14 protein-coding genes and 1 pseudogene are annotated in these 16,142 nt (G+C 45.3%); 11 read left to right on the top strand and 4 right to left on the bottom strand.

Annotated features, from left to right (window positions below):
• Positions 1 to 110: pseudogene (locus tag AB4507_RS05915) on the top strand (IS5/IS1182 family transposase); the annotation flags it as partial.
• A gap of 139 nt (positions 111 to 249) precedes the next feature.
• Here the strand turns inward: AB4507_RS05915 and AB4507_RS05910 are convergent.
• The gene (locus tag AB4507_RS05910; RefSeq protein WP_017061951.1) at positions 250 to 1,008 is read right to left on the bottom strand and encodes a DUF1853 family protein; all 759 of its coding nucleotides are present in this window, start codon (positions 1,006 to 1,008) and stop codon (positions 250 to 252) included.
• A 90-nt stretch (positions 1,009 to 1,098) separates the two neighbouring features.
• Between AB4507_RS05910 and AB4507_RS05905 the strand changes: the two genes are divergently transcribed.
• Positions 1,099 to 1,857, top strand: a complete 759-nt coding sequence (locus AB4507_RS05905) for a Nif3-like dinuclear metal center hexameric protein (protein WP_372182362.1) — start codon at positions 1,099 to 1,101, stop codon at positions 1,855 to 1,857.
• Between the two features lie 248 nt (positions 1,858 to 2,105).
• On the opposite strand, the gene AB4507_RS05900 is transcribed toward AB4507_RS05905, so the two are convergent.
• The gene (locus tag AB4507_RS05900) at positions 2,106 to 3,395 is read right to left on the bottom strand and encodes a citrate synthase (RefSeq protein WP_017061949.1); all 1,290 of its coding nucleotides are present in this window, start codon (positions 3,393 to 3,395) and stop codon (positions 2,106 to 2,108) included.
• Positions 3,396 to 3,812: 417 nt separating this feature from the next.
• On the opposite strand from AB4507_RS05900, the gene sdhC reads away from it, so the two are divergent.
• The 8 genes from sdhC (at position 3,813) to sucD (ending at position 13,428) form a co-directional block, all read left to right on the top strand.
• On the top strand, positions 3,813 to 4,205 hold the full coding sequence (gene sdhC / locus AB4507_RS05895; RefSeq protein WP_017061948.1) for a succinate dehydrogenase cytochrome b556 subunit: 393 nt from the start codon (positions 3,813 to 3,815) through the stop codon (positions 4,203 to 4,205).
• Positions 4,199 to 4,546: a succinate dehydrogenase, hydrophobic membrane anchor protein gene (sdhD, locus tag AB4507_RS05890; RefSeq protein WP_010436768.1), complete on the top strand. Its 348-nt coding sequence runs from the start codon at positions 4,199 to 4,201 to the stop codon at positions 4,544 to 4,546. The genes sdhC and sdhD overlap by 7 nt, the downstream gene beginning before the upstream one ends.
• Complete coding sequence (gene sdhA, locus AB4507_RS05885; RefSeq protein ID WP_050647360.1) at positions 4,547 to 6,313, top strand: succinate dehydrogenase flavoprotein subunit; 1,767 nt, start codon at positions 4,547 to 4,549, stop codon at positions 6,311 to 6,313.
• 12 nt (positions 6,314 to 6,325) lie between these two features.
• Positions 6,326 to 7,039: a succinate dehydrogenase iron-sulfur subunit gene (locus AB4507_RS05880; RefSeq protein WP_010436773.1), complete on the top strand. Its 714-nt coding sequence runs from the start codon at positions 6,326 to 6,328 to the stop codon at positions 7,037 to 7,039.
• A gap of 97 nt (positions 7,040 to 7,136) precedes the next feature.
• Positions 7,137 to 9,953: a 2-oxoglutarate dehydrogenase E1 component gene (sucA, locus tag AB4507_RS05875; protein WP_017061946.1), complete on the top strand. Its 2,817-nt coding sequence runs from the start codon at positions 7,137 to 7,139 to the stop codon at positions 9,951 to 9,953.
• A 21-nt stretch (positions 9,954 to 9,974) separates the two neighbouring features.
• Complete coding sequence (gene odhB, locus AB4507_RS05870) at positions 9,975 to 11,183, top strand: 2-oxoglutarate dehydrogenase complex dihydrolipoyllysine-residue succinyltransferase (RefSeq protein WP_017056410.1); 1,209 nt, start codon at positions 9,975 to 9,977, stop codon at positions 11,181 to 11,183.
• A 206-nt stretch (positions 11,184 to 11,389) separates the two neighbouring features.
• Positions 11,390 to 12,556 carry an ADP-forming succinate--CoA ligase subunit beta gene (gene sucC, locus AB4507_RS05865; RefSeq protein ID WP_010436793.1) on the top strand — a complete coding sequence of 389 codons (1,167 nt, stop codon included), beginning with the start codon at positions 11,390 to 11,392 and terminating at the stop codon, positions 12,554 to 12,556.
• Positions 12,556 to 13,428, top strand: coding sequence for a succinate--CoA ligase subunit alpha (gene sucD / locus AB4507_RS05860; protein WP_017061945.1), 873 nt, complete (start codon positions 12,556 to 12,558; stop codon positions 13,426 to 13,428). Before sucC ends, sucD begins: the two co-directional genes overlap by 1 nt.
• A 114-nt stretch (positions 13,429 to 13,542) precedes the next feature.
• On the opposite strand, the gene znuB is transcribed toward sucD, so the two are convergent.
• Together znuB and znuC are read right to left on the bottom strand one after the other, a co-directional pair.
• The gene (gene znuB, locus AB4507_RS05855) at positions 13,543 to 14,328 is read right to left on the bottom strand and encodes a zinc ABC transporter permease subunit ZnuB (RefSeq protein WP_017061944.1); all 786 of its coding nucleotides are present in this window, start codon (positions 14,326 to 14,328) and stop codon (positions 13,543 to 13,545) included.
• Positions 14,328 to 15,107 carry a zinc ABC transporter ATP-binding protein ZnuC gene (gene znuC / locus AB4507_RS05850; protein WP_017061943.1) on the bottom strand — a complete coding sequence of 260 codons (780 nt, stop codon included), beginning with the start codon at positions 15,105 to 15,107 and terminating at the stop codon, positions 14,328 to 14,330. The genes znuB and znuC overlap by 1 nt, the downstream gene beginning before the upstream one ends.
• An 83-nt stretch (positions 15,108 to 15,190) precedes the next feature.
• Between znuC and znuA the strand changes: the two genes are divergently transcribed.
• Positions 15,191 to 16,081: a zinc ABC transporter substrate-binding protein ZnuA gene (znuA, locus tag AB4507_RS05845; RefSeq protein ID WP_017067380.1), complete on the top strand. Its 891-nt coding sequence runs from the start codon at positions 15,191 to 15,193 to the stop codon at positions 16,079 to 16,081.
• Positions 16,082 to 16,142: the final 61 nt, after the last annotated feature.

The raw sequence follows: 16,142 nt of genomic DNA, 5'->3' as shown, positions 1-16,142 counted from the left end.
GAATTAAGCATTATCGAGCTATTTCAAGTAGATATGACAAGCTAGAAAGGAATTATGCCAGCATGTTATCGCTGGCATTCATGTTAATGTGGCTACCGATGTATTGTTGAACGCGAAATGTACAGCAAAGATCAACACGCCCTAGAGTTGCTAAGTAAATAGAAGAAGGGTTGATGTGAAAGCATCAACCCTTTTTGTTTGTGTTAGTTACGTATAAGCGGGAAAAGGTAACTGAGTTAGCTCAGACGACTAACCGTGTGGCCAACTTTGTGGCATCACAAACCAGAATTGCCCCGACTTTGTTTGCCCATGGACGAAGCGATCACCGAACTCGGTGATCGGCTGACTGCTGAAATCATCCGTCCCTGCTGCCCATTGCTCTTTGGTGAGTGGATACAGTGGTTCACTGATTAAATGAGCCTGATCTTGATAGCACCAAAAGCCGTTTACTTGGCTTGGGTTAATGTCATAGCCCAAGCATTTTGTCGGTATGTTTTGCTCTAAGAAAGGGTTGGTATATAGACGACCTTGCATCAGTAAGTGTTTTGAGTCGACATCGATTTCTGGATATTGCTCAACAAAGGCGGCAGAAGAGGACATTTCGAGTTGGTGGCTGAGCATCCTGTCGAGTTTCTTATCCAATTGGTCGTGAGAGTTGGGTCCAAACCATGTTTGTTCGTGGAGCAGATAAAACTTAATCGCCACTTCCCAATGTTCCAGCTTTTGGCTGCTCTCTTCTTTAAGAATAAAGTCGATTGCACCGAGAGTTCTGCCTTCCACATTGATCTGAATCTCGTCGTGTTTTATCGAGTAATTCGGTGAGGCAGCGATCACTTGCTCGCATAGATATTGGTAGAGGAAACCTAATCTAGGATTACCCTCATAAGTATGTGATGAGTCGATGGCATGGTTGCTAGAGAATGCACTGAGATCCGAAACCGGTGGCTTGATTTCTAGTAATGGCGGTGAGTCGATGACCCATTGGTAAAAACGTTGCAGTGCTGTCATCTCTTCCTCATAAACTCATCGTGGGGCTTTCGACATTCTACCCGTAAATTGATATAACGACGTTATTATAAAGGTAAGCTGGAAAGAAAAATGATTAACTTACAATTAGAAAAGCTACTTAACGAAAAACTGCAGCCACAGCAGATTAAAGATTACTGTCCTAATGGTCTTCAAGTTGAAGGCGCGACAGAAGTGAAGCGAATCGTTACTGGTGTAACAGCTTCTCAAGCCTTGATTGATAAAGCGGTAGAACTGAACGCAGACGCTTTGTTGGTTCATCACGGTTTCTTTTGGAAAGGTGAGTCAGAGGCAATTCGTGGCATGAAGGGCAAACGCATTCGCACTCTGATAAAGAATGACATTAACCTTTTGGGTTATCACTTACCTCTCGATATCCATCCTGAACTTGGTAACAACGCCAAACTCGCTGAACTGCTTGATATTGAAGTAGAAGGTGGCTTGGAAGGGCACCCACAATCGGTTGCTATGTTTGGTAGATTAAAGACACCGATGACCGGTGCTGAGTTTGCGGCAAAAATTGATCAAGTACTGAATCGTAAGCCGCTACATATTGCTCCTGAAAACGCAGATAAAATGATTGAAACGGTAGGTTGGTGTACTGGCGGCGGTCAAGATTACATTGAACTTGCAGCCTCTCAAGGTATCGACGCATTTATCTCTGGTGAAATTTCTGAGCGCACTACTTACTCAGCACGCGAGCAAGACATTCATTATTTTGCTGCTGGCCACCACGCGACTGAGCGATACGGTGTAAAAGCGTTAGGTGAATGGTTAGCGGAAGAACATGGCTTGGATGTTGAGTTTATTGATATCGATAACCCAGTTTAAGAGCAGATGCGAGATAAGGGGGACGAGTCGAGTGTATGCGTCGTTCTCTAGAATTGAGCAGGTAACCTGTATAGTTTATCTGCTCGCTTAAGGAGATCCCCAACTCATTCGTCCCTCGTTCTTGGGGATGACGATATTATTTTATTCGTTCACTTCGCATTCTTGAGGATGACGGGGTTGAGAGCGTACAAAAGAAAAGGGGTTGATGTTCTCACATCAACCCCTTTTAACATTATGATTTATAGCAACTATTCACGTTCGTGAAGTGCTTTAAAGTCACGTTGTTCTTCACCAGTATATAGCTGACGAGGACGACCGATACGGTTCGTCGGATCGCTGTGCATTTCGTTCCAGTGAGCAATCCAACCGATGGTACGAGACATCGCGAAGATTACTGTAAACATAGATACTGGAATACCGATTGCTTTCAGAATGATACCTGAGTAGAAATCTACGTTCGGGTATAGCTTCTTAGAAACAAAGTACTCATCAGAAAGAGCGATACGCTCAAGTTCCATCGCTACGTCTAGTAGTGGATCTTGGATGTTTAGCTCTTTAAGCACTTCGTGACACGCTTCGCGCATTACTGTTGCACGTGGGTCGTAGTTCTTGTAAACACGGTGACCGAAGCCCATCAAACGGAATGGGTCATCTTTGTCTTTTGCTTTCGCAACGTATTCTTCAATGTTATCTACGCTACCGATCTCTTCAAGCATGCGCAGACAAGCTTCGTTTGCACCGCCGTGAGCTGGGCCCCAAAGTGATGCGATACCTGCTGCGATACACGCAAACGGGTTAGCACCAGATGAACCAGCAAGACGCACTGTAGACGTAGAAGCGTTCTGTTCGTGGTCAGCATGTAGAGTGAAAATCTTATCCATTGCACGAGCAACGATAGGGTTCACTTCATACTCTTCACATGGGTTTGCAAACATCATGTGTAAGAAGTTTTCTGCGTAGCCTAGGTCGTTACGTGGGTAGATAAACGGCTGACCGATTGAATATTTGTAACACATTGCAGCCAGTGTTGGCATTTTTGAAATCAGGCGGTATGCCGCAATTTCACGGTGTGTATCGTTGTTGACATCAAGTGAGTCGTGGTAGAACGCCGCTAGAGCGCCTACAACACCACACATTACAGCCATAGGGTGAGCGTCACGACGGAAGCCGTGGAAGAAACTAGCGATTTGCTCGTGCACCATAGTGTGACGTGTCACGGTAGTCTTGAACTTTTCGTACTCAGCTCGAGATGGGGCTTCACCGTAAAGAAGTATGTAACATACTTCTAAGTAATCAGCGTTATTGGCAAGTTGGTCGATTGGATAACCACGATGTAAAAGAATGCCTTTTCCACCGTCAATAAAAGTGATTTGAGACTCACAGGATGCAGTGGCAAGAAAACCAGGGTCAAAAGTGAAAAAACCATTAGAACCTAGTGTACGAACATCGATCACTGGAGTACCAAGTACACCTTCTGTAATCGGCAGCTCGATTGGCGCTTGACCTTCAATGTGAAGGGTAGCTTTCTTATCCGCCATAACAATCTCCTTTGTTTATTATTTAATCCGTCCAGGATGTTTATGTGCCATTTTTTTACTGGTCTTACGTGGGAAAGTCAATTTTTCTGAAGCTTTGTGTGCACTTGTTAGTGTTTTTTACATTAAATTCGTTAAAAATCTGGTCTGTGTAGCATTATTTGTTACATCAATTGTATTAGAATGTTGCCAGTCGTATAGTGACGCTGAAAAGTTTGGTTAAAACCTTATAAATGCAAGGCTAAGAAGAAATGTGAGGTGTCTTTCTTAATCGAGCAGTTAACAATTATTTTACAATTATCTAAGGCTCAACTTCAGTCATTTGTTAAGTTAATGTTAAACTTTGAAGGTTTACAATCAAATTTTGTCCATAACAATATCATAAGGTTATTTAATGACCATAATGCTCAATGGAGCTGAGTGAGCAAGCCCGTGAAAGAAAGAAAGACAAGACCTGTTAATTTAGATTTACAGACCATCCACTTTCCAATCACAGCAATAGCTTCCATCCTACACCGTGTGTCTGGGGTGATAACTTTTGTCGCGATTGGAATTCTGCTTTGGTTACTATCCATTTCCCTCTCATCCCCAGTAGGCTTTGCCGAAGCTAGCGACATTGTCGATGGTTTCTTCGTGAAGTTTATTCTGTGGGGCATTTTAACCGCTTTGGCTTACCACATTGCTGGTGGTATTCGTCACCTTCTTATGGACCTTGGTCACTTTGAAGAGCTGGAATCTGGCGCTAAGAGCGCTAAGGTTGCATTCGCAGCAACAGCGGTATTGTCTCTACTAGCGGGGATCTTAGTATGGTAAACAACGTTTCTACTTTTGGTCGTAATGGTGTCCACGATTATCTATTGATTCGTGCAACTGCCATCATTATGACGCTTTACACTATCTACCTAGTTAGCTTCTGTGCTTTCTCTGGTGATATCTCTTACGCATCTTGGACGCAATTCTTTGGTGGAACCTTCACTAAAGTCTTCACCATGTTAGCGCTTACTTCTGTTTTGGTTCACGCGTGGATCGGCCTATGGCAAGTACTAACTGACTACATCAAATGCGCAAAACTGCGTGTTGGTCTTCAAGTCGGTGTTGTTGCAGTTCTTCTTGGATATTTCTTCTCTGGTCTGTTTATTTTGTGGGGTGCGTAAGTGACTATTCCTGTTCGTGAGTTTGATGCCGTAGTGATCGGCGCTGGTGGTGCAGGTATGCGTGCCGCACTGCAAATTTCTGAGCAAGGCCTTTCTTGTGCATTGCTTTCTAAAGTTTTCCCTACTCGTTCTCATACGGTTTCAGCGCAAGGCGGCATCACTGTTGCTCTTGGTAACGCGCATGAAGACCATTGGGAACAACATATGTATGACACAGTAAAAGGTTCTGATTACATCGGTGACCAAGACGCTATCGAATACATGTGTAAAAACGGTCCTGAGTCGGTAATCGAACTCGAAAAAATGGGCCTACCTTTCTCTCGTTTTGAGAACGGTACTATTTACCAGCGTCCTTTCGGTGGTCAATCTAAAAACTTTGGTGGTGAGCAAGCGGCTCGTACCGCAGCTGCAGCCGACCGTACTGGTCACGCTCTGCTTCACACGCTTTACCAACAAAACATTAAACACAAAACGACTGTTTTCTCTGAGTGGTATGCACTGGATCTTGTTAAGAACGAAGATGGTGCAATCTTAGGTACTACTGCGCTTTGCATGGAAACCGGTGAGGTTTGCTACTTCAAAGCGAAGGCAACAATCCTTGCAACCGGAGGTGCTGGTCGTATCTACGCATCAACAACCAATGCACATATTAATACTGGTGACGGTGTTGGTATGGCGATTCGTGCTGGCGTTCCTATGCAAGACATCGAAATGTGGCAGTTCCACCCAACGGGTATCGCTGGTGCAGGTGTATTGGTAACGGAAGGTTGTCGTGGTGAAGGTGGTTACCTTCTCAATAAAGACGGCGAACGCTTCATGGAACGTTACGCACCAAACGCTAAAGACTTAGCGGGTCGTGATGTTGTTGCTCGTTCAATGATGGTTGAAATTCGTGAAGGTCGTGGTTGCGATGGCCCTTGGGGTCCACATATTAAGCTTAAGCTTGATCACTTAGGTAAAGAGACGCTTGAATCTCGTCTTCCTGGTGTATGTGAACTTTCTCGTACCTTTGCTCACGTTGATCCAGTGAAAGAGCCAATCCCAGTAATCCCGACATGTCACTACATGATGGGTGGTGTTCCAACACAAGTTTCTGGTCAAGCTATTAAGCAAACCGAAGACGGCAGCGATGTTGAAATCCAAGGTCTCTTTGCTTGTGGTGAAATCGCATCAGTATCAGTACATGGTGCCAACCGTCTAGGTGGTAACTCACTGCTTGATTTGGTGGTATTTGGTCGTGCGACAGGTCTACACCTAGGTGAGACACTGAAGAAGCAAGGCGAAGCGAAACCTGCAACTGAAGCTGACATTGAGCGTTCACTAGAGCGTTACAACCGTTGGGAAAACAGCACAGACGGCGAAGATCCAGCGCAAATCCGTAAAGATCTTCAGCAATGTATGCAGAACAACTTCTCAGTATTCCGTGAAGGCAAAGCAATGGCTGAAGGCCTAGAAGAGCTAAAAGCGATTCGCGAGCGTCTGAAAAATGCACACCTATCTGATAAGTCTACAGAGTTCAACACTCAACGTATCGAGTGTCTAGAGCTTGAAAACTTGATGGAAACGGCATTCGCAACGGCTGTTGCTGCAAATTTCCGTACAGAGAGCCGTGGCGCACACGCTCGATTCGATTTCCCTGACCGTGATGATGAGCAATGGCTATGCCACTCACTTTACAACCCAGAGTCAGAGAGCATGACTAAGCGTGGTGTAAACATGGAACCTATCCATCGTGAAGCGTTCCCACCAAAAGCACGTACGTACTAAGGAGATATGACCATGAAACTGAATTTCTCTTTATATCGTTACAATCCAGATGTCGACCAGAAACCTTATATGAAGGAATACACTCTAGAAGTGGATGAAGGTTCAGACATGATGCTTTTGGATGCGCTTATTCTGTTGAAAGAGCAAGATCCAACAATCTCATTCCGTCGCTCATGCCGTGAAGGTGTATGTGGCTCGGATGGTTTGAACATGAACGGTAAAAATGGCCTAGCGTGTATCACGCCATTGTCTGCGCTTTCGGGCCAAGACAAGATTGTGATTCGCCCACTGCCTGGCTTACCCGTTGTTCGTGACCTGATTGTAGACATGACTCAGTTCTACGATAACTACGAAAAAGTGAAGCCATTCTTAGTGTCTGATGGCAATGTGCCACCGGCTCGTGAAAACTTACAAAGCCCTGATGAGCGTGCTCATTTAGATGGATTGTACGAATGTATCATGTGTGCATGTTGTACAACGTCATGCCCATCATTCTGGTGGAACCCTGACAAATTCATCGGACCAGCAGGCCTGCTTGCAGCGTACCGTTGGCTAATTGATAGCCGAGATACAGCGACAGACGAACGTTTGTCCGATCTTGATGATGCATTTAGCGTTTTTCGTTGCCATGGCATCATGAATTGTGTAAGTGTTTGTCCTAAGGGATTAAATCCGACGAAAGCTATTGGTCACATCAAGACCATGCTAGTGAATCGTTCGGTTTAAGTTATATAAAAATTGCCGCCCTAGAAGTTTTGGGGCGGCCTTTTAATAGCTCGGCATAGACCGCAGCAAACGTGAAAACTACTGGTTAAGGGAAAATATGCACAACGGCGTGATGAAGGCATGGCTCGAGTCTTCACACTTGGCTGGCGCCAATGCAACGTACGTAGAAGAACTCTATGAACTGTATCTAAGTGACCCAGATTCGGTAAGTGACGAATGGAGAAGTGTTTTTGAAGAACTGCCTGTGCAAGCTTCAGAGACAGTGGAACAACCACACTCTCGTGTTCGTGAATACTTCCGTCGACTCGCTCAAGAAACAAAGCATTACAGTGTCCAAGTTAGTGATCCAGATGTCGATGCGAAACAAGTAAAGGTTCTGCAACTTATTAATGCCTATCGATTCCGAGGGCATCAAGCAGCAAATCTAGACCCCCTAGGTTTATGGAAAAGAGCGACAGTTGATGAACTGGACCCTTCTTTCCACACTCTTACCGAAGATGACCTCAATGAGACGTTCAACGTCGGCTCTTACGCCATTGGCCAAGAGACGATGGTGCTTAAAGATCTCTACAAATCTCTAAAGCAAACGTATTGTGGCTCTATTGGTGCTGAATACATGCACATGACAAATACAGAGCAAAAGCGTTGGATCCAACAACGTTTAGAGTCTGTATCTGGTCAGCCCTCTTTCAACAAAGAAGAAAAGCAAGCTTTCCTAGAAGAGCTAACTGCTGCTGAAGGTCTTGAGCGCTATCTTGGTGCGAAATTCCCAGGCGCAAAACGCTTCTCGTTGGAAGGTGGTGATGCTCTTATCCCAATGACGAAAGAAATTATTCGTCATGCTGGCGGACAAGGCATGCGTGAAGTTGTTGTTGGTATGGCTCACCGTGGTCGTCTAAACATGTTGGTCAACGTGCTTGGTAAAAAGCCACAAGACCTGTTTGACGAGTTTGCGGGCAAGCACGATGACACGTGGGGTACTGGTGATGTGAAATACCACCAAGGCTTCTCTGCGGACTTCGCAACGCCAGGCGGCAACGTTCACTTAGCACTAGCATTTAACCCATCTCACTTAGAAATCGTAAACCCGGTAGTTATCGGTTCAGTACGTGCACGTCAAGATCGCCTTGGTGATAATGATGGTAGCCGTGTACTTCCAATTACTATCCACGGTGACTCAGCTATCGCTGGTCAGGGTGTAGTACAAGAGACGTTTAACATGTCTCAAGCTCGTGGTTTCTGTGTAGGTGGTACGGTTCGTATCGTTGTAAACAACCAAGTTGGTTTTACAACGTCTAACCCTCGCGATACACGCTCTACGATGTACTGTACCGATATCGCGAAGATGGTTCAGGCTCCGATTTTCCACGTTAACTCTGATGATCCAGAAGCGGTTGCGTTTGTTGCGCGTCTTGCATTGGATTACCGTAATACGTTTAAGCGTGATGTTGTTATTGATTTGGTTTGTTACCGTCGCCACGGTCACAATGAAGCCGATGAGCCGAATGCAACACAGCCTTTGATGTACCAAAAAATCAAGAAGCACCCAACACCACGTAAGCTGTATGCTGACGTACTGATGGAGCGCGGTGAGTTTGGTATTGATACGGCAACCCAACTCGTTAACGAGTATCGTGATGCACTTGATCACGGTGAAGTTGTGGTTAAAGAGTGGCGCCCAATGGCACTTCATTCTGTTGACTGGTCTCCATACCTTGGTCACGACTGGAACATTGAATGGGACAACAAAATTGATATCGAGCGTCTGAAAGAGCTTGGTACCAAACTTTGTCAATACCCGGACAGCCACAAGCTGCAAAGCCGAGTAAATAAACTGTACAACGATCGTACTGCCATGGTGAATGGTGAGAAACAAGTCGATTGGGGTATGGCTGAAACTCTGGCATACGCAACACTTGTTGACGACGGTAAGCGTATTCGTATCTCAGGCCAAGATTCAGGTCGTGGTACGTTCTTCCACCGTCACTCAGTACTGCACAATCAATCAGATGCAAGCACGTATGTTCCTCTTGCGAACATTCATGATAAACAAGGGCCATTCCAAGTGTTTGACTCTGTGTTATCTGAAGAAGCGGTACTCGCATTTGAGTATGGTTACGCGACAGCAGAGCCAAGCGGTCTAACCCTTTGGGAAGCTCAATTTGGTGACTTCGCAAACGGTGCACAAGTTGTTATCGACCAATTCATTTCATCAGGTGAGCAAAAGTGGGCACGTCTATGTGGTCTAACTATGCTGCTTCCTCACGGTTATGAAGGCCAAGGCCCGGAGCACTCTTCTGCACGTCTTGAGCGTTACCTTCAGTTATGTGCTGAACAAAACATGCAGGTTGTTGTTCCTTCAACACCAGCTCAGGTTTACCACATGATTCGCCGTCAGGTTGTTCGACCAATGCGTCGTCCACTGATTGTAATGTCACCTAAGTCATTGCTTCGTCACCCTCTGTGTACTTCTTCTCTTGAAGATTTGGCAGAAGGCACGTTCCAACCAGCTATCGCAGAAATTGATGATCTGGCGCCTGAGAACGTAAAACGCGTCGTGTTCTGTTCAGGTAAGGTTTACTTTGACCTGCTTGACCAAAGACGTAAGAACGAGCAAGACGATGTCGCTATTGTACGTATTGAGCAACTTTACCCGTTCCCTTATGAGGACGTGAGAGCTGCCATCGCACAGTACACAAATGTAGTCGATTACGTTTGGTGTCAAGAAGAGCCACAAAACCAAGGTGCTTGGTACAGTAGCCAACATAATTTCCGAGCTGCTATCCCAGTAGGTGCTGATATTCAATACGCAGGTCGTCCTGCATCAGCATCACCAGCTGTTGGCTATATGTCAGTACACTTGAAACAACAAAAAGCGTTAGTTGACGACGCTTTGACCCTACTTAAGAACTAGAAGTAAAAGGAAAATACGCACATGACAATTGAAATTCTGGTTCCAGATTTACCTGAATCTGTGGCTGATGCAACAGTTGCTACTTGGCACAAAAAACCGGGCGAAGCGGTTGCACGTGATGAAGTCATTGTAGATATCGAAACAGATAAAGTAGTTCTAGAAGTACCGGCTCCTGAAGCGGGTGTTCTGGAAGCTATCATCGAAGAAGAGGGTGCTACGGTACTTTCTAAGCAGCTTTTGGCTAAAATCAAGCCGGGTGCTGTCGCTGGTGAACCAACGAAAGACACCACTGAAGATACAGAAGCATCTCCTGATAAGCGCCATAAAGCTGCGCTAACAGAAGAGAACAACGACGCACTAAGCCCAGCTGTTCGTCGCCTGCTTGCTGAGCACAACCTACAACCAGCTGACGTTAAAGGCACTGGTGTTGGTGGTCGTATTACTCGTGAAGACATCGACGCACACCTAGCAGCAGCGAAAGCGGCTCCGGCAGCAGCATCTGCACCAGCAGTTGAAGCGCCAGCAGCGGCTCGCAGCCAAAAACGCGTGCCTATGACTCGCCTGCGTAAGACAGTTGCAAACCGTCTTCTAGAAGCGAAAAACAGCACAGCAATGCTGACTACTTTCAACGAAGTGAACATGAAGCCAATCATGGACCTTCGTAAGCAGTACAAAGACCAATTCGAGAAACGTCACGATACGCGTCTTGGCTTCATGTCTTTCTACGTGAAAGCAGTAACAGAAGCACTGAAGCGTTTCCCAGAAGTGAACGCTTCTATTGATGGTACAGATATCGTTTACCACAACTACTTCGACATCAGCATGGCGGTATCTACGCCACGTGGTCTAGTGACTCCAGTACTCAAAGACTGTGACACACTAGGTTTCGCTGATATCGAAAAAGGCATCAAAGAGCTAGCAATCAAAGGTCGTGACGGCAAGCTAACGGTTGATGAACTGATGGGCGGCAACTTCACTATCACAAACGGTGGTGTATTTGGTTCTCTAATGTCTACGCCAATCATCAACCCGCCTCAAGCGGCAATTTTGGGTATGCACAAAATCCAAGACCGTCCAATGGCTGTTGATGGCAAGGTAGAGATTCTACCAATGATGTACCTAGCGCTTTCTTACGACCACCGTCTAATCGATGGCCGTGAATCAGTTGGCTTCCTAGTGACCATCAAAGAGCTTCTAGAAGATCCTGCACGTCTGCTATTAGACGTTTAGTATCGCTAAAACGTCTAGTTAACCCCGTTAGCTAGACGTAAAAAGTTTCAAAGGCTAGGCTGCTCAACGTCTGGCCTTCAATTGAACTGTAAAGCCATTAGAAAATGGACAGCAGTTGTTTTGAGAAGACCCTACAGACGTAACACAGGAAACTGTGTCGTTATGGAAATAATAATCCCTTAAGGGAAAATAAACGGAATATCAAAATGAATTTGCATGAATACCAAGCCAAACAGCTGTTTGCAGAATTCGGTTTGCCTGTACCAGAAGGTTTCGCATGTGATACTGCACAAGAAGCTTTCGAAGCTGCAGGTCGTATCAGTACAGCCAAGAAAGTCGTTAAGTGTCAAGTACACGCTGGTGGCCGCGGTAAAGCGGGCGGCGTAGAGCTACATGACACCAAAGAAGGCGTTAAAGAGTTTGCACAAAAGTGGCTAGGTAAAAACCTAGTGACTTACCAAACAGACGCTAATGGTCAGCCTGTAACTAAGATCCTAGTTGAAGAAGCATCAAACATTGCTAACGAACTTTACCTAGGTGCTGTTGTTGACCGCGCAACGCGTAAAATTGTATTCATGGCGTCAACTGAAGGCGGTGTGGACATTGAGAAAATCGCTGAAGAAACTCCAGAGTTGATTCACCAATCAGCGATCGATCCTCTAGTAGGCCCTCAAGCTTACCAAGGCCGTGAACTGGCGTTCAAACTTGGTCTAGTTGGCGATCAAATCAAACAGTTCGTTAAGATCTTCATGGGTCTTGGCCAAATGTTCTCTCAGTACGACCTAGCTCTACTAGAAATCAACCCGCTTGTAATTACTGGCGAAGGCAACCTGCTTTGTCTAGACGGCAAGATCAACATCGACTCAAACGCGATGTACCGTCAGCCTAAACTACGTGAAATGCACGATCCATCTCAAGAAGATGAGCGCGAAGCACACGCAGCACAGTGGGAACTGAACTACGTAGCACTAGATGGTAACGTTGGCTGTATGGTTAACGGTGCAGGCCTTGCGATGGGTACGATGGATATCGTAAACCTACACGGCGGCAAGCCAGCAAACTTCCTTGATGTAGGCGGCGGCGCGACAAAAGAACGTGTAGCTGAAGCATTCAAGATCATCCTTTCTGATGACAATGTTAAAGCAGTACTCGTAAACATTTTCGGTGGCATCGTTCGTTGTGACATGATCGCTGAAGGTATTATCGGTGCAGTTAAAGAAGTCGGCGTAACAGTTCCTGTAGTTGTTCGTCTAGAAGGTACAAACGCAGACCTAGGTCGCGAAGTACTTGCTAATTCTGATGTTGATATCATTGCAGCTGAATCTCTAACAGATGCTGCTCAGAAAGTTGTTGCTGCTGCGGAGGCTAAATAATGTCTGTATTAATTAACAAAGACACTAAAGTAATCTGTCAGGGTTTCACTGGCGGTCAAGGTACATTCCACTCAGACCAAGCTATCGCATACGGTACGCAAATGGTTGGTGGTGTTTCACCTGGTAAAGGTGGTCAAACTCACCTAGGCCTTCCAGTATTCAACACAGTACGTGAAGCGGTAGAAGTAACTGGCGCAACAGCAACAGTTATCTACGTACCAGCTCCTTTCTGTAAAGATGCAATCCTAGAAGCGATTGATGCAGGTATCGAACTGATCGTAACGATCACTGAAGGTATCCCTACAACAGATATGATCGACGTTAAAGTGAAGCTAGAAGAAACTGGCGTTCGCATGATCGGTCCTAACTGTCCAGGTCTTATCACTCCAGACGAGTGTAAGATTGGTATCATGCCTGGTCACATCCACAAGAAGGGTAAAGTAGGTATCGTATCTCGTTCAGGTACTCTGACATACGAAGCAGTTAAGCAAACAACAGATGAAGGCTTTGGTCAGTCTACATGTGTTGGTATCGGTGGTGACCCTATCCCAGGTTCAAACTTCATTGATATCTTGAAACTTTTCCAAGAAGACCCAGAAACTGAAGCAATCGTAATGATTGGTGAAATCGGTGGTACTGCGGAAGAAGAAGCGGCTGATTTCATCAAAGCAAACGTAACTAAGCCAGTTGTATCTTACATCGCTGGTGTTACTGCTCCTCCGGGCAAACGTATGGGCCACGCAGGCGCAATCATCTCTGGCGGTAAAGGTACTGCTGAAGATAAATTCGCAGCACTAGAAGCAGCAGGCGTTAAGACTGTTAAGTCTCTTGCTGACATCGGTAAAGGCCTACGTGAAATCACGGGTTGGTAATCAGCTGGCTTTTATCGATTGAGATAGAAGTTAATTGAAACGATATTAAAAAGGCTTGGTCACTGACCAAGCCTTTTTTTATGTTTTCGAGATACGAGATCGTACTGCTAAGTGCTAAGCTCGACTTCTAACCATTTGAGATAGCATAAACATTGCTGCCGCACTGATAACCACAGACGGGCCAGCAGGCGTATCATAGAACCAAGACAAGCTTAATCCACCGAATACAGCGATAGAGCCAATAATTGATGCAAGGAAGGCCATCTGCTCAGGTGTGCTCGAGAACTTCCTTGCCGTTGCTGCAGGAATAATCAGTAGCGATGTCATGATTAACGCACCAACAAACTTCATACCGACAGCAATCACGATACCGACCAATAGCATCAGAATCAGACGCATTAAATCAATGTTGATGCCATCAACCGCCGCGAGATCTTCGTTAACCGTCGTTGATAGTAGTGGTCGCCAAAAGATAGCAAGTACTAATCCAATCACAGCAGCACCCGCATAGATGAACACTAAATCCGTTGGAGATACTGCCAGCAAGTCACCAAATAGGTAGCTCATTAGGTCAACACGAACGTTATCTAAGAAACTGACAGCAACCAAACCAAGTGATAGCGCACTGTGCGCCAAAATACCGAGTAGGGTATCGGTCGCGACCAGCTTTTGTTTTTGTAAAGTCACTAGCAACACGGCCAGCATCAAACAACAAATCAGCAGCGCGAAATACAAGTTAATGTTGAACAGAAAGCCAAGTGCTAAGCCCATCAAAGAAGCGTGAGCAAGCGTGTCACCAAAGTAAGCCATCTTACGCCACACCACGAATGAACCTAGTGGGCCTGCAATTAGTGCAATACCCAAACCCGCCAAAATAGAGGGAAGAAGAAACTCAAGCATTAGTGGTGTCCGTGTTTATGGTTTGAACATTCATGCACGTCGCCTTCGACAGGCTGGCCTGCGAGATCATGATGGTGATGTTCGTGTTGGTGATGATAAAACGCTAGCGTCTCTTGGGTCGCGGTGCCAAAGAGCGCAATATACGAAGGATGGTGTTTGATGTCTGCAGGTGCGCCTGAGCAACAGATGTGGTGGTGTAAACAGATAACATCATCTGTTTTTGCCATCACTAAATGCAGATCGTGTGAAACCATAAATACGGCACAACCAAAGCGGTGGCGAATGGTGTCAATCAAGTCATACAGGTCTATTTGCCCTTGAACGTCGACGCCTTGAGCCGGTTCATCGAGAACCAGTAGATCTGGTCTTCTTAGCAATGAACGAGCAATGAGCACACGTTGGTTTTCTCCGCCAGATAGCTGGTGCATGTTACTCTTCTGCAGATGTTCAGCACCAACAAGCTTCAATGCTTCAAGGATCTCTTGCTGACTGAAATTGCCAGTGAGTTTTAGAAAACGCTCTACGTTGAGCGGTAGGGAATCATTGAGCTTTAATTTTTGTGGTACATAGCCAATTTTCAGTTTTTTAGCTTTTGTTATTGTGCCTGAAAATTTGGTCTGTAAACCCAGTACCACTTTTACTAATGTCGACTTTCCTGCACCGTTTGGCCCAATCAGGGTGGTGATTCTGCCGCGCTCTAAATTTAGAGAGATGTTGTCTAGAACTTTTCGACCGTCAAATTCGACGCTCACAGAATCTAGTTGGATTAAGTTATCCATGAATAGAACTCATTTGCAATTCGCTAATGTTATAATGTAACATTTACCTCAAGCCTAAGCTACTTTTCTATTATCGAGGGATTATGTCACGTTCATCTTTTATACTTGCTACTTTGCTTTTAGCGCCAAGTGTCGCAAGTGCCAATACTATTCTAACAAGCTTTAAACCAATTCAAATGATTGTGACAGAATTAACGCAAGGCGTTAGTGAGCCGGATGTGTTGATGAACAGCAATGCTTCGCCGCATGATTATGCGCTTAAGCCATCGGATGTCAAAAAAGTTCATAGTGCCGATATGGTCATCTGGTTCGGCCCTGACCTAGAAGCCTTTCTGACTAAGGTGATTGGTTCAAAAGAAAATGTTATCAAGATCAGTGATATTCCCGGAATCAACTTGCGAGAGTTCGGACACGAAGAGCATGACCACGATGCACATGAAGGGCACCACCACGGTAGCCATGACCCGCATTTTTGGTTAGGTATCGAGCAAGTTGAAGTAGCTGCAAAATACATCTCAGCTAAGTTGATTGAATCTGATCCAGACAACGCAATGGCGTACCAAGAGAATCTCGATTCATTCCTGATTGCATTGAAAGAGAAGCAACAGTCTATTCGAGAGCAACTTGCACCCGTGAAAGACAAAGGTTACTACGTTTTTCATGACGCGTATGGTTACTTTGAGCAAGAGTTTGAGCTAAATAACTTAGGTCACTTTACGGTGAGCCCAGAGCGTAAGCCGGGTGCAAAAAGCCTGATCGCTATTAAGAAAACGATAGTACGTGAAAACGTTCAATGTGTGTTTTCTGAGCCTCAATTCACTCCTGCTGTGATTGAATCAGTGACGCGCGGAAGTAACGCAAAACAAGGTCAGCTTGACCCTATCGGTTCAACAGTTGAAGTGAAGAGTGGAAGCTATTTCGATTTTCTTCAGCAACTTACAGATAGCTATACAAGTTGCTTAGACGAGAAGTAAGTCATAAACGAGTATTCTTTACTCTACTTTGCTCTCGTTAATTTATGAATCATGCCGCTTT

The organism is Vibrio sp. 10N.222.54.A3 (genome assembly GCF_041474095.1).
Lineage (GTDB): Bacteria > Pseudomonadota > Gammaproteobacteria > Enterobacterales > Vibrionaceae > Vibrio > Vibrio crassostreae_C.
This window is presented reverse-complemented; position numbering and strand designations above follow the sequence as displayed.